Annotated in this window: 12 protein-coding genes; 8 read left to right on the plus strand and 4 right to left on the minus strand. The window is 51.6% G+C overall.

Going from position 1 to position 14,178, the window contains the following annotated elements:
- Positions 1-999, minus strand: a 999-nt coding sequence (locus ACW8F6_RS11990; RefSeq protein ID WP_491576110.1) for a polysaccharide lyase family 7 protein, incomplete at its 3' end; no start/stop codon positions are given.
- Between the two features lie 89 nt (positions 1,000-1,088).
- On the opposite strand from ACW8F6_RS11990, the gene ACW8F6_RS11995 reads away from it, so the two are divergent.
- The 4 genes from ACW8F6_RS11995 to ACW8F6_RS12010 all read left to right on the plus strand — a co-directional run bounded on the left by ACW8F6_RS11995 (position 1,089) and on the right by ACW8F6_RS12010 (position 4,796).
- Positions 1,089-1,235: a hypothetical protein gene (locus ACW8F6_RS11995; protein WP_491576111.1), complete on the plus strand. Its 147-nt coding sequence runs from the start codon at positions 1,089-1,091 to the stop codon at positions 1,233-1,235.
- Positions 1,236-1,734: 499 nt separating this feature from the next.
- On the plus strand, positions 1,735-2,559 hold the full coding sequence (locus ACW8F6_RS12000) for a class II aldolase/adducin family protein (RefSeq protein WP_491576121.1): 825 nt from the start codon (positions 1,735-1,737) through the stop codon (positions 2,557-2,559).
- A gap of 50 nt (positions 2,560-2,609) precedes the next feature.
- Positions 2,610-3,644 carry an adenosine deaminase gene (locus ACW8F6_RS12005; RefSeq protein ID WP_491576112.1) on the plus strand — a complete coding sequence of 345 codons (1,035 nt, stop codon included), beginning with the start codon at positions 2,610-2,612 and terminating at the stop codon, positions 3,642-3,644.
- A 471-nt stretch (positions 3,645-4,115) separates the two neighbouring features.
- Positions 4,116-4,796: a PEP-CTERM sorting domain-containing protein gene (locus ACW8F6_RS12010; protein WP_491576113.1), complete on the plus strand. Its 681-nt coding sequence runs from the start codon at positions 4,116-4,118 to the stop codon at positions 4,794-4,796.
- Positions 4,797-4,930: 134 nt separating this feature from the next.
- On the opposite strand, the gene ACW8F6_RS12015 is transcribed toward ACW8F6_RS12010, so the two are convergent.
- Positions 4,931-5,476: a porin family protein gene (locus tag ACW8F6_RS12015; RefSeq protein ID WP_491576114.1), complete on the minus strand. Its 546-nt coding sequence runs from the start codon at positions 5,474-5,476 to the stop codon at positions 4,931-4,933.
- 335 nt (positions 5,477-5,811) lie between these two features.
- Here ACW8F6_RS12015 and ACW8F6_RS12020 point away from each other — a divergent pair, with 335 nt between their 5' ends.
- Positions 5,812-7,677, plus strand: a complete 1,866-nt coding sequence (locus ACW8F6_RS12020; RefSeq protein ID WP_491576115.1) for a DUF885 domain-containing protein — start codon at positions 5,812-5,814, stop codon at positions 7,675-7,677.
- 1,354 nt (positions 7,678-9,031) lie between these two features.
- On the opposite strand, the gene ACW8F6_RS12025 is transcribed toward ACW8F6_RS12020, so the two are convergent.
- Entirely contained in the window at positions 9,032-9,928 is an 897-nt protein-coding gene (locus ACW8F6_RS12025) for an aspartyl protease family protein (protein ID WP_491576116.1), read from the minus strand.
- A gap of 305 nt (positions 9,929-10,233) precedes the next feature.
- Between ACW8F6_RS12025 and ACW8F6_RS12030 the strand changes: the two genes are divergently transcribed.
- Positions 10,234-11,925 carry an RHS repeat domain-containing protein gene (locus tag ACW8F6_RS12030; RefSeq protein ID WP_491576117.1) on the plus strand — a complete coding sequence of 564 codons (1,692 nt, stop codon included), beginning with the start codon at positions 10,234-10,236 and terminating at the stop codon, positions 11,923-11,925.
- Positions 11,922-12,380 carry a hypothetical protein gene (locus ACW8F6_RS12035; protein ID WP_491576118.1) on the plus strand — a complete coding sequence of 153 codons (459 nt, stop codon included), beginning with the start codon at positions 11,922-11,924 and terminating at the stop codon, positions 12,378-12,380. The genes ACW8F6_RS12030 and ACW8F6_RS12035 overlap by 4 nt, the downstream gene beginning before the upstream one ends.
- Before the next feature lie 452 nt (positions 12,381-12,832).
- Here the strand turns inward: ACW8F6_RS12035 and ACW8F6_RS12040 are convergent, their stop codons facing one another.
- Entirely contained in the window at positions 12,833-13,822 is a 990-nt protein-coding gene (locus ACW8F6_RS12040) for a transposase (protein ID WP_491576119.1), read from the minus strand.
- 46 nt (positions 13,823-13,868) lie between these two features.
- On the opposite strand from ACW8F6_RS12040, the gene ACW8F6_RS12045 reads away from it, so the two are divergent.
- Positions 13,869-14,178, plus strand: a 310-nt coding sequence (locus ACW8F6_RS12045) for a hypothetical protein (protein WP_491576120.1), incomplete at its 3' end; no start/stop codon positions are given.

Below are 14,178 nucleotides of genomic sequence, written 5' to 3' on the forward strand. Positions count from 1 at the left end.
GTAATCGGTGACGGCCACTCGCGCATTCAGTTGGTGGTGGCCTGGCGGCGTCCAATTGGCCTGGCTGTCACTGGCGCCTGGCGTCCACTGGTACAGCTCGCGCAGTTCCGAGCGGGCATAGTGGGCGTTGTCGGTGGTGGCCAATCGCTCGTCCGCCAGGTTAACAGTAAAACGCATGGCACCGTCTGGCGCCGTCGAAAATACGGCGTCGTCTTCAAATCCGTCGTTCAGTGGTGCCAAGTCCGATGGATTGGATTGAAAGGGTTTTATTTCTGCGGCCGAGCTGCCACCGCTGCCAAAGTAGACATCTTTGGCGTAGGGCAGTGTGAGTTTCCACACATCAAGGTTGAAGTTGCCAGACGGCGGCAGAGCCGCGGAAGGCGCACCCGTGCGTTGGTAAGTCAGCTCGGTAAAATGCACTTGGCCCTCGCCGTCGCTTTGTAAATACACCCCTGCCTTAAAGTAGCTGCTGAGCGCTTGCCAATAGTCGACGTTTCTATTGGTTACGATGGCCTCGTCATTGAAATTAATGCGCAGTAAATTGTGGCCAACGTGAATGGCTACCCGGTCACCCTGCTCGCTGCGCGGCCCCATCGCAATCCAAGAGTATTGCCCAGCAGGCACAGTGTCGTCTTTGATAACCGCCCACAGGTTGTCCACCAAATTATTTTTTTCGCGCATCCACACAATGCGCAGCAGCGGTTTGTTCAAACTTTCTGAGTCGTGAATTTGCATCACTGTTAGCTGATCGATGGTGGTGGCCAAGGGGTTGACCAGATAAAAATGCCCCTCTAACCCATTGCCTGGGTCACCGGTATACCACTCGGACATTTGCCGCAGCTCGGAGCGCTGACTCGCACCGCTAACGCGAAATACGATTTCATCCGGTTTATCACTGGTGCTGTAAAAGTATTCGTTGACGGCATTTGGGCTGTTAAAGTCACCCTGCCGAATCAGCGTACTGCTGTTGGGTGCCTGTAGTTTAGAGCCGTCCAGCACCTCGTGAAACTCAGTACTGGCCTGATAGGGTGCTAGGTGGGTTATGGGCGCGGCCGTAGGTTCGGGCGAAGGCTCGGGTGTAGGCTCTGGTGTCGGTGTCGGTGTCGGTGTCGGTGTCGGTGTCGGTGTCGGTGTTGGCGTTGGAGTTGGAGTTGGAGTTGGAGTTGGAGTTGGAGTTGGAGTTGGCGTTGGAGTTGCGGATGGCGCTGGTAGCGAAGGCTGCGCCGCAGAGCTAGACGAGCCGCCGCCACAGGCGGTTAATAATCCACTGCAAAGCAATGCCGCTAAAATTAGTTCAGTTTTCATTGTGCGTGACCTGCTGGGCCGCAAAAGCCCCTGTTTTTTTAAAAAGTTGGTGCTTATGGGCGCGCTACACGCGTATTAGTTCCGTCTTCTCCGAGGCCAATTACCAAGCGTTGCTAAGTATCCGCTGTGCCCTTTGTGATGCCCCAGTAATAGGTTGCTGGCACACAGCGGAGACAATACGCTCGCAGCATATTGTTGCTTTCGATTCGGCGTTGGCGATGAATAGCTCTGAACCCTTAGTGCCAGCCGTAGGCCGCACTCAGGTCCTGCTTCCATTCAATATTGGGCGCCCATATGGTATTCCAATAGATCAGATAATACGCTTTGTTGGGTTTGCTGAAAAGCGCCTTTTACTGGCGGCACAGATACCGGGCCTCGATGGCTGGACGGCGGTGCTACGAGCAACCAGAATAGTGAGCGGCGCGTGTTATTTGCCTAACAACCACTAGGAAGAAGGATGCTGTTATGTCTGATGAAACCCATGAAATCGTCATGAACGCCGACGTCTCTGCCATGGCGCCGGAGGCCCGCTCTGTGGCCGAAGAGCGGTTGCACCGCAAACGTCAGCTGACGGCGGCGTTTCGCCTGTTTGGCAAGTTCGGCTTTGATGAGGGTGTGGCAGGGCACATTACCGTGCGCGATCCCGAGCACACAGACCATTTTTGGGTAAATCCAATGGGTGTTTCCTTTAAGCAGATTCGCCTGTCGCAACTGTTATTGGTGAACCACAAAGGCGAGGTGGTGGAGGGCAATGGATTTCTCAATGGCGCAGCTTTTACCATTCATTCCCATATCCATGCTGCGCGCCCGGACGTTGTAGCCGCAGCCCATGCCCATTCGGTGCACGGTAAAGCCTGGTCCAGCCTGGGGCGCCTGCTCGACCCCATCACACAGGATGCTTGCGCCTTCTACGACGATCACGCTGTTTACGATGACTTTGGCGGCGTGGCGCTCGAGGATGAAGAAGGCAAGCGCATTGCTGCGGCACTCGGTAAAAACAAAGCCGCCATCTTGCAAAATCACGGCTTAATTACCGTGGGCGAAACCGTAGAGGCCGCCGCCTGGTGGTACATCACCTTAGAGCGCAGCTGTCAGGCGCAGCTATTAGCCGAAGCCGCCGGTAAGCCGAAATTGATTCCCCATAACATTGCCAAAAAAACCTGGGAGACCGTGGGTAGCGCGCTGGCGGGCCAGTTTCAATTTTCGCCCTTATTCAATGTGATCACCGCAGAGCAGCCAGACATGTTTGACTGATTGCCCGGTGGTGCGCGCCCGCGCAAGGGCGCTTAACTGCTAGGCTATTAGTGTCATCACCACTGGAGGCGACAGGCACCATGGAGGCATTTATCAATGGCCTGCCCAAGGCGGAGCTCCATCTGCATATCGAGGGCACCTTGGAGCCCGAGCTCATGTTTTCCCTGGCTGAGCGCAATGGCGTGGCTCTGCCCTTTAAGTCGGTAGAGGCGGTGCGTCAGGCCTACCGTTTTCAAGATCTCCAGTCGTTTTTAAACATCTACTACCAGGGCGCCCAGGTTCTGATACACGAACAGGATTTTTACGACCTGACCTGGGCCTACCTGGTGCGCTGTCACCAGCAAAAGATACGGCACCTGGAGCTCTTTTTTGATCCGCAAACCCATACCGAGCGCGGTATTGGGTTTGCCGTGGTGATCAACGGCATTAGCCAGGCTTTAGCCCGTGGTCGGGCAGAGTTGGGCATGAGTTCTGCTGTGATCATGTGCTTCTTGCGCCACCTCTCGGAAGCGTCTGCCTTACAAACTCTGGCGCAGGCGCAACCCCACCGCGCATTAATCACCGGCGTAGGTCTGGACTCGGGTGAGCGGGGTAATCCGCCCAGCAAATTTGTCGAGGTCTTCGCCCAGGCTCGAGCGCAGGGCTATCGCCTGGTTGCCCACGCAGGCGAGGAGGGCCCGGCGGACTATATTTGGCAGGCGCTGAATCTGCTCCAGGTCGAGCGCATTGATCACGGCGTGCGCTGCGTAGAAGATCCCGCACTGGTGGCGCACCTGGTACAGCAGGCAGTGCCGTTGACGGTTTGCCCGCTCTCCAATACCGCGCTAAAGGTGTACGACACGATGGCGCAACATGTGATTCGGCAGTTGTTTGACGCGGGTGTAGTGGTCACCATTAATTCGGATGACCCGGCCTATTTTGGTGGCCACTTGAACGAAAACTATCAGGCAATTCAGCGCGCGTTTCACTTTACACGCGCGGAGCTGGCACAGCTGGCAAAGAACAGTTTTTCGGCGAGTTTTCTATCTGAAGTAGAGAAACACCGGGCCATGAAAGCCGTAGATCAATACCTCGGCGCCCCATAAAATCGCGCATCGATACTGATTGCCGCGCGTTTCAGCCACTTCGAATATAACTGTATCCAGAGTTAGTCAAATACCATCTAAGGTTTTGTGCGTTGGTGTTCGCAATGCTAGTGTGTCGAATTAGTTTACGCCGCGCGTTTACGCAGACACTTAACAGCAGCGTTATGACGCTGAAAAGCTGTTTTCCAGGCTGTAGAAACTTGGCCGCACAATGCGTGAAAAATGTGCGCGAAGCGGAAGCTCCGCAATACATTTTTTTTATCGTAATCGGTTGTCTAAAAATGTCTTGTCATTCTATGGAGTGCTATGAGTGTCGAGGTGCTTAACAACATCGCTCGAAGATTTTTCTCAGTAAAATTAAATCCTTAGTTTTCAGTATCTTGCACCATAGTGCCGGTTGGCATACTTATTGTTTGTAAACCCCTGAATTTTCGTAAATGAAATGCCATTGTGTGGCAAAGGATACTGACGATGAAAATACCATGGGTAAAAACACTGGCCGGCATGCTATTGGCGCTGCCAATGATGGCGCACGCAACCACGATCTCCTGGGATTCAGGCAATGCCAATTACATTGGCCTCGCGGATTCAACCACCGGCGCCGCAGCCTGCTCAGCTGGCGACCTGTGCGCAATGACGCAAACCTGGGATCTGGGTGGTGGCTTGTCCGTAACTGTTTCGGCTTACGATAGCTTTTCGGCTAGGCCCTACAACAGCACTGCCGACGATGCGCCCCTATACGTGTGGCACGATGCCAACCCCGCCGTGGGCGGTTTGGGCAGTGCCGCCGGTGAAGACTTAAGCAATTCCGGCGCCGATAATAATTCCGGTGGCGAGTCCCTGCACCTAAGTTTTTCCAGTGCAGTCAGCATTGATTCGCTCTTTTTCAATGGCAATCACACCGGTTTCACGGGCTATACCTTCCTGTTTTACGGCATGGGTGCGGCAACCTATTCCATGGATGACGTGTATAACGACGGCACCATCGCCTTGGGTGGTTTAAGCCTTACCGACCTTTGGATTGAACCCGACTGGAGCTACCTACCCACCGACGAATGGTACCTATCTGGCCTGAGCTACAATGTACCGGAGCCCATCTCGTTAATCTTACTGATGATGGGGCTGTTAGGATTGGCTTGGCGCCGCCAGTAGTCTCACCTGTGACAGCGGCCCGCGCGCCGCTGGTTCGTTCAGACTGAGTTTAAGCTGCTGATGGCACAGTCGATTTTAAAACAGAATCGGGGCTGCAATGGCAGCCCCGATTCTTTTGCGAGTAAGCTATTCGGTTAGAAAGTGTATGCGGCGCCGAGTGAGTAAAAATCCAGGTCGGCGTCATCCATCTTGATGCGCTCGTACTCCGCGCGAATTTGTACGGCATCCAATTGAAATTTCGCGCCGATACCGTAGGCGGGATCGGAACCCGAGGTCGATCCAGAAAAGAAATCACTTCTGAATTTTGTCTTCCAATCGCTCACACCGGCCTTGGCAAACAAACCTACAGGGCCAAGGTCTAAGCCGCCCACCAAGTGTGCTTGCAGTGCCGTGTTAGAAAACTGGATGGGCTCCCCCAATATATTGCCATTGAGCGTGCCATAGTCCACATAGCTGCCTTCGATGGCCAAGTTTACCATGGGTAACAGGCCGAAATTGTAACCGCCGAATACCTTGTAGCCGGTGTCGCTATCGTCCACTTTGCCGTCGGCATCGCTGTAGGATAGCTGTGCACTACCCACAGAGCCGCCCACATAAAAGCCGCTCTCGCTGCCGGCAAGTGCGCCCTGGGCGAAGCTGGAAGCGATCAGTGAGGCGGCGATGAATGTTGTCTTATTCATGTATCTATCCTTTGGGATGTGTGAAGGTGGTGCAGTTATAGCGCTTTGAATCTGAACCCAACCTTAATGGCTGTGATATTGCTGCAAGGAAAACGATTTAAATGCGAAGTTATTCCCTCGGCGGCCGCCTGCGCTGTCGCAGGTGCAACTGGGGGGCAATTACAGTGGCGCCGCCGTATCTGGCTGCTGGTCGCCGATATCACTCGCTTGGTCGTGAGATCAGACCGCCGAGCGGGCAGTGCCAGCGGCCTAGCCATGGATGTTGAGGTCAAAATGCTCTACATTGCGTCTCGAAGTCGATATAAAACCAATAACTGTGTGAGGTACTTATGACCATGACGCGCACTCTAATTTCCGCCGTGATCGCCGCAGCGATACTGGGCGGTTGCGATGCAAAACAATCCAATACCACTGCAAATGTGCCACCCGCGGCGCAGGCCCAGGTGGGCAGTGAAGTGGCTGAGCAGGAAACCCTGCGGCTGAACAAGTGGCTAGACGCTCAATACGAAGAGCAGCTGCAATTCAGTCCTATTCAATTGAGTTTCCTTGGCAGAAAAGATCTGTACGATCAAATTGACGACTTTTCTGAAGAGGCGCACACGCGACAAATGGCCTGGAAAAAGGCTAGCGTCGAAAAAATGCAGGCTGAGTTTGACCGTGCCAAGCTATCGAATGAAGGTAAAAGCTCCTATGACCTTTGGTTATTTGAATACCAGCAGGATCTAGATGCTGAGCGCTTTTTGCGCCATCGCTACATTTTTGAACAGATGGGCGGCGCCCAATCGCAACTGCCAAACTTCCTAATGAATTTTCACAAGGTTGAAACAGTCTCGGATATGGAGGCTTATATTGCGCGTATTGGCGGCATAGCGCAGGGCATCGACCAGCTACTGGCGCACGCCAAGGCCAGCGCAGAAATGAATATTCGCCCGCCGCGTTTTGCCACCGAGGGGGCTATCGATCAGGCCACAAAGCTGGTTACCGGTGTGCCCTTTACCGATGCCGACACCGATGCGCCACTTTGGGCCAATGCCAAGGCAAAGGTGGCGGACCTGTTAGAGGCGGGGACCATTACCGAGGAGCAGGCTGCAAGCCTTAAGGCCGACGCAAAAACCGCACTGCTCAAGAAATTTGGGCCCAGCTACAACACCTTGATTAGCTGGTTAAAGGCCGATATTAACAATGCGCCCGAGCAGCCCCACGGCGCCAGCAGCCTGCCCGATGGCGCTGCCTACTACCAAATGCGCCTCACGCACACCACCACCACGCCGATGACTGCCGAGGAGATTCATCAGCTAGGCCTGGCGGAAGTGGCGCGTATTCGCGAAGAAATGGAAGCTATTAAAAGCGAGATGAAGTTTGAAGGCGACCTGCAGGCCTTCTTCAAATTCTTGCGCGAAGACCCGCAGTTTTTTTACCCCAATACCGACGAGGGCCGGCAGGCGTACCTGGATGATTCCACCGCGCACTTGGATGCCATTGAATCTAAGTTACCCGAGTACTTTGGCATTCTGCCAAAGGCAAAATTGGTGGTTAAGCGCGTAGAAGCGTTCCGCGAACAGCCCGGCGGCGCACAGCACTACTACCCAGGCACGCCCGATGGCTCGCGCCCCGGTGTTTACTACGCACACCTGGCCGACATGAACGCCTACTCTATCGCAGATATGGAAACCGTGGCCTACCACGAGGGCAACCCCGGGCATCACATGCAGATTTCCATCGCCCAAGAGCGCACCGACATCCCGCAGTTTAGAACCCAGGCCGGATTTACAGTGTACTCAGAGGGTTGGGCGCTGTATTCGGAAAAGCTCGCTAAAGAAATGGGAGCCTTTGAAGATCCCTACAAGCTGTTCGGTCACTTAACCGCCGAAATGTGGCGTGCCATCCGCTTGGTGGTAGACACAGGCCTGCACGCCAAAGGCTGGACCGAAGAGCAGGCCGTGGCCTACTTCCTGGAAAATTCCGCCATACCCGAAACCGCAGTGCGCTCTGAAGTGCGCCGCTACATCGTCTGGCCGGGCCAAGCTACGGCTTACAAAATCGGCATGATGAAAATTCAGGAGTTGCGCAAGCAAGCGGAAACCGAACTGGGCGATAAATTCGACATTCGCGGTTTTCACGACACCATTCTTGGTGGTGGTGCACTGCCAGTGCCGATTCTGGAGCGTCGGGTGCAGGAGTGGATAAAGTCTCAAGTATAGTAAAATTGGCGTAAGTCTAAATTATCGCCGTCGGCATTTATGTCACGGCGATAGTTTTCCGGGCGTAAACAATAACTCACCGATGTAAACAGTGTTCAGCCCTTTTTTATTCGCTATTTAAAATAACTATTCCGATTTTATTCGGCGTCAATCCGAATAATTTGGAGGGGTCGTAATTTGGAGGGGTCGTATGAAATACCGAACTCTAATTTTTATGGCTATTTTTGTCTAATGGCGAATTCAAATTGCAATGCGGAATATTGGAAATCGCTGGGACGCTAGCAAGAAGCCAGCTATCAATTGTTAAAGCAAGGCTTGGATAGCGGTTGGGTCGTTTTTTATGGGGAGTCTATTGCCGACCAATGGGTTTCACATTTTGGCACTTGTTTCCTGAAAAGCCCTATGTCGGTCGTGGCGTGGGCGGTCAAACAACAGCGAAACTGCCGGTTCGCTTTCGCCAAGCTGTTTTCAACTTAGACCCTCAACTATAGAGATCCTTGCTGGAATAAATGATATATCGGGAAATTTAGGGGCGGTAAGTCAAAAGATGATTCAAGGCAATTCAAAGACCATGGTTGAATTGGCGAAGTGCCATGATATTTATGTTGTTCTATCCTCTGTCTTGCCGCTCAAATCTTACTCTTGGCGGCCAGGTTATAAACCGACGAAAAAACGCCGAGTTTAATGACTGGCTACGCAAGTGCGCAGTAAAGAACTATTTGATCTATGTTGATTACTACTCAAAATGATTGATGAAGAGCTTGATGTGAAGGAGGGGTTGTCATCGGATGGTGTGCATCCGAATTTCACTGGATAAAGGGTTATGGCAGCAGTGGTGGGGCGGGTGCTGGCGAGCACATCGAAAAACAAATTAATAGTATACTTAAATGTGTGAAAATTGTGTCTTGTTGTTTATGCTCTAGGCGTTTTTGGTACACACTATTGAAGTATTGCTTAGTTCATCGCTACTGAAAAATAGTCCGCTAGAGATTTAGATAACTCCCGCTAATTTTTATAGGCGCTGTGCCGATGAGGACAAGTGCCCAGGGGCTTGCCTTCTGTGATGTGTTGCCCTAAATCCATTGTCGCTGAAGAGTGCTCTTCAATGTGGCTGGGTCATTGAGGGAATTTGGTTGGTGCGGCGGGCATGATGAGCAGAGCAATTAGGGAGGCGTTGCTGATACAAGTTGTATGCTGGGTGAGCTATTGATTGAATTAAATAACTGGGGGGTGGCCTTAGGTCTGAAAGTTCAGGCCTAAGGATGCGTAGAAGTGGTTTTCTTAAAAGAGTTTCTGCAGGTGAGTAGGTTTAAATATCACTGCAGTGGTTGCAAGGCTGATGACATTGTAGGTATCAAGAGTTTGGCAGGCCTACGTGCATTATTCCATCATTGTAGTCTATTGTAATCACGAAATGTTTGAATATATCGTATCCAATTACCCCATTTATCTTTCGGCCCTTAAATCTATTCATGGTGTTTAGGTCTTGTTGTTTAACATTTAATCCATGTTCTGATACCAATACAGATACATTTTCAAGCTCAAATGAGCCGAATTGAAAGTTGTTAAATTTGAAATGTGCTAGTTCCTTTTCTTTGAATATACCCTTTGCGAGGAGCTTTGGAGTCTCCTTATCTTCGGTCAATTCAATACTGCTGGCTAATGTATCACTCAAGAGTAGGCCACCAGTGAAACCCGTATCCAGTAACATCCACGCGCTCTTATCGTCTCCAAACTCAATGTTTGCGATAAGATAACCAGTGGTTCGATCTCGCTCCGTTCTAATGTTTTTGTATTTTGCCAAATCGAAATCATTGCGCTCAATTAGTCTCATGCGCTGATTTGGATAATCGAACTGCACGATAAACTGTTCGAAGAAAGTTGAGCCCAATGCGATATCGTACTTTGAATCGGATACTGAGACCATGCGATCCAGTTCTAAATTGCCGCCGAAAATTTCTGCGGGAATATTATTGTAGGTTGTGCGAACATCCTTGCCAAAGGCGCCCTGGAGTGTTACTCGCGGCCCCTTGTGGGGTTTAATGTTATTGCGTTCAAGAAACTCTTCGCTAATTGTGCTTGCTGTGGCGCCAGTATCGAGCAACGCCCGAGCGGGTAGATCATAGAGTTTTACGGGGATTGCAATGTGTCCGTTATCCAAAGATATTGGCGTCCAGGCCGATGTGGCTGAAAAGGCGCTGGAGCAGATAACATAAGTAAAGAGTGCAATCCATTTGCTCAGATGTAGCATGATTTTAAGTCCGTCTATTGCGTTAAAAAATGGACGCGAAGTTTAGCTGCTAAAGGGTTGGTATGGGAGTCGAGGCTTGCTGAAGGCTTTGGGTTCCGGGATGGCGTGAATAGGGAAATAAAAGGCGGTAGGAAAGCGAGCGCTGTGGCGCCGACGTATCGGACATCCCACGTCTGGGTTTAGTTGTGCAAATCTTGTGGCTCGCGAGTAGGCCGGTAGAATAGGCATTGGCCTATTGTGCGTTGTTATGATTTTTACATCGCCAGTCCTATACCGCCTACGACGCCTTTGGCAACCTCACCGATGTGCAGGTAGAAATCCCCAGCGCCACCACTGCACTGGCCACTGAGCACTTCATCTACGATGACCTGCACCGCCTCCCCGACAGCCAGCGCAGCAATGGCGTGGCGATCAGCTACGATCACGACGCCGTGGGTAACCTGTTGTACAAAGCCGACTACGCCAGCCAATACCACTACACCGGGGTTAAGCCCAATGCCTCCGCGCAGGTGGACCTGATTGGCGGCGGTAGCGTGACCTTTGGCTACGACAACAAGGGCAACCGCACCCATGAAAACGGTGTGCAAACCCTGCGCTACAACGCCTTCAACAAGCCCACCCAAATTACCCGGCAGGGCGCGTCGGTGGCCTTCTTCTACGGCGCCGATCAAATGCGCTACAAACAGGTGGCCGGTGATAAAACCACCCTGTATATCGACAAGCTGTTCGAGCAAACTAGCCGCAGCAGTGGCACAGAGTACCGCTTATTCCTGGGCGACTTTGCGGTGCTCACCAGCCGCGCCAATAATGCCGGCGAGGTGCGCCACGACATCGCCTTCACCCACCGGGATCGGCTGGGCTCGGCGGTGGCGCTTACCAATGAGTTGGGCGTATTGCAGGAAACCCGCAGCTTCGACCCCTTCGGCAAACCCCGCGCCGGCGATCTAGAAGACCTGCTGGCGGCGGTGATCAACAGCAGTTGGACCACCCTTGGCTTTACCGATCACGAGCACCTGGACGACGTACAGCTGATTCACATGAACGGCCGGGTGTATGATTACCACCTGGGCCGATTCCTGAGCGTAGACCCGATCATTCAATCGCCGGGCAACTCGCAATCGCTGAACCCCTACAGCTATATTATGAACAACCCGCTGAGTGGGACGGATCCGAGTGGGTATTCCTCGCAAAGCGAGGATAAGGGACGGGTTAATCGTACCACCTGTGCCGGCTCGTACATTGCCAGAACCTGCTCGCGTGGCGCCGGCCCGGGCATGCGGTTCCAGATGGGGAGTTCTAGCAATGGCGCGGCCACTGGCCCCAGTGATGGGGTGCAGGGGGTTGAGAGTTCGGCGGCGGATATTGGGACTGGTATGGGGAGGGGTGGGTCAAATAACTTGAATGTACCTAGCCCGGATATTGATACGGATAATCATTTTGGTGTGAATAATCCAGACATAGCATCTAATCAGACTAGGTCAGTTGGGGATATTGAGGAGTTAGGTGCTCATAAAAGTGATGGCAGTGCACAAAAGGGGCATGTTCCGGAATGTATGGGTGGATGCCATGGAATTCCTGGCCGTGGTGAGTATACCCCTCTAACCGAGGATCAGAATGCGAATTTGGTGAGCGCAACATTATCCTCACTTGGGGCTGGCTTTAGTTCACCTGGTTGCTTGGCTGGAGGTGCCGGCTGTGGCATTACGGCGGTTCTAGCTGCTGACGCTGCAAGACAGTTTGCTACTTTGACGAACGGTATAGACCCAGTCGTTAGTTTTTCGTTAAGAAACGGCCAGTCATTACGGCAAGCTGAGAGCACAGCTGCCGGGCTTAATATTTTGACAGGCGTTTTCTCATTAGGTGCCTCGTATAAAGCAATTCTTCAAAATTCATATTCTTTGACAAGCGCAGGTGCCTTGGGTGCAATATCCACTGACACTCTTGGCTCTGCAAATACACTCATCCAGTTGGAATCATCATTTAAAGTACCCAAATGAATAGAATAGTCCTTACTTTTTTAGTTGTTATCTGGGTAGCTGTTTCAGCATTGCTGGTGAATGTCAGTAATCATCAACCTTTGTTAGCAAAAAATCTACTTTCAAAGGCCGGAGCTATAGTTTCTGCTGAATGTGTGGCTCTACGCTCGGGGGCAGGACTTAAATTCCGAGCTAAATACACAGGTACAGAACAGGTAGAGGATGATTATATATCTTTGCCAACACATGTTTGCGAAAAAGCCATGTCGCTTATTAATTCGGATAGTCTAATTACAATTAAGTATATTGATAATTATTATCTTGGTGTTTCTATTGATGGATATGAACTACTTAACGTCTCTGAGGAAATTAAAAAATCGAATAATAATTCTGGGTTAAGCATATTTGTTCTAGTGCTTGGATTGATCTTTTCATTTGTAACCTATTTCAAATTTAAGACTAGATCTCGGCTCTAATGAAAAGTTAATGGGACATATATGGACGCTCCCCGTTAGTCAAGCAATAGCAATCTTTGGCTTCAATGATGAAACCTTATTGTTAACCTTTTCTGCCCCATGCTGATTACGCAGAAGTTAAAGTCGGCGGTTGCACTGACATATATCCGGCGTCGCTGATAGGGGTGAATGGATTCGCCCCGCAGTTAATGGGGTGAGTTAATGGGACACCCACGATAATAACAGGAGTTAATGGAAAGCAGTTAATGGGACACCCACGATAATAAAGCAGCAGTTAATGGGACACCCACGATAATAAAGCAGACTGCAATTTTCTTAAGTTCTACATCGTCGATAGGAATAAAAGTGAGGTAGGGTCTATCAATAAGATTTTAAACGCCAAAATCGGTGATTAAGGCATTAGTATGCCCTGCCTTTGGCAGTTAAAGAAATTAACAGTAGATATGGGTGGATTAACTCAATAGCTGGCAGCTACCTAGCCCTGGCGTACGTTGATAACCTAATTTCTGACAGGCTTGCTTGAGCTTATACGCGCCGCCCACCAATCCTTTAAACCGGCTTTTAAATTGCGTGGCGCTGTAGAGCCAATGCTTTGGATCTATAGCGAGCCGCTCCAGTATGGGCGGCAACTCCGCCGCGATGGCCCCGCGTTTGTTAGCGCGCACTTGTTTGCCCGTCCAATCCAGTAGCTCTAAATAATCTGTCAACCGAAAGGGCAGCCCGGCGGGCATGTCTTGCCTGGGGTTGCCGGCAAAGGGTCTAAGCGGGCTGGCCTGTTGCTGAGTGTGGTTGGGGTTGTGGGCGCGTTTAGCTTTGTGAATGCGTCGCTGAGCGCTGGTGTAGTCGGACTCCTCTTGTGTTTTCGCCATCTTGGCGGGAATAGGGTTGAGGTCTACATAGGCCATGCAGGCGGCCAGCGCTTTTTCATCCAGCAGAGCTTGGGATTTAAAGCGGCCCTCCCAAAATCGCCCGGTCCACTGGTCTTCTGCATTGGCCTCGCGGGCAATGGGCGCGTTGATCTGCCGCATAAACCAACTGATGTCCGCCAATCGGTTGCGCCAGATTGATACGCAAGTGTCTAATGCCTCTTGCTCAGCGCGCGTAAGCCGTTCACCTTTCATAAATCGCTGGCTAAAAAGGTTGCCTTTAAACAGCTGGTGCCAGCGCTGGATAACCTCGCCTGTAGTCCAGGCTTCAGATTGTGCTGTATCAATTTCCAATACCAGATGGTAGTGATTGGACATGACGGCATAGGCACAGACGTGAATGGCAAAAATGTTGGGCAGGGCCAAGATCTTGTCTGCTATCCATTGCCGTCGGTGTTCGAAATTGTTGCCCTGTGCGTCACGCCCGCACAGAAAGCTGCGGCGGACGCAGCGCGAGACAATGTGGTAGTAGAGAGTTGTGTCAGCATCAATGAGCTGTTTGCGCGGCTTTGTCATCCTTGATCACCGGTTAAGATTTTTTGTTTTATACACGGAATCTGGCGTGTCGCCTACGGTTGATAAGTATGGATTGTGTTTATCTGTTGGTTACATTTTCTTAGGGTGGCTGTCCCTATTATTCATCTACGATGACCTGCACCGCCTCCCCGACAGCCAGCGCAGCAATGGCGTGGCGATCAGCTACGATCACGACGCCGTGGGTAACCTGCTGTACAAAGCCGACTACGCCAGCCAATACCACTACACCGGGGTTAAGCCCAATGCCGCCTCGCAGGTGGACCTGATTGGCGGCGGTAGCGTGACCATTGGCTACGACAACAAGGGCAACCGCACCCACGAAAACGGCGTGCAAA

This window comes from Simiduia sp. (genome assembly GCF_058345725.1).

Coding starts and splice junctions, on each gene's coding strand:
- ACW8F6_RS12025 (WP_491576116.1), bottom strand. CDS start 9,928: ATGCTACATCTGAGCAAATGGATTGCACTCTTTACTTATGTTATCTGC.
- ACW8F6_RS12010 (WP_491576113.1), top strand. CDS start 4,116: ATGAAAATACCATGGGTAAAAACACTGGCCGGCATGCTATTGGCGCTG.
- ACW8F6_RS12035 (WP_491576118.1), top strand. CDS start 11,922: ATGAATAGAATAGTCCTTACTTTTTTAGTTGTTATCTGGGTAGCTGTT.
- ACW8F6_RS12040 (WP_491576119.1), bottom strand. CDS start 13,822: ATGACAAAGCCGCGCAAACAGCTCATTGATGCTGACACAACTCTCTAC.
- ACW8F6_RS12020 (WP_491576115.1), top strand. CDS start 5,812: ATGACGCGCACTCTAATTTCCGCCGTGATCGCCGCAGCGATACTGGGC.
- ACW8F6_RS12015 (WP_491576114.1), bottom strand. CDS start 5,476: ATGAATAAGACAACATTCATCGCCGCCTCACTGATCGCTTCCAGCTTC.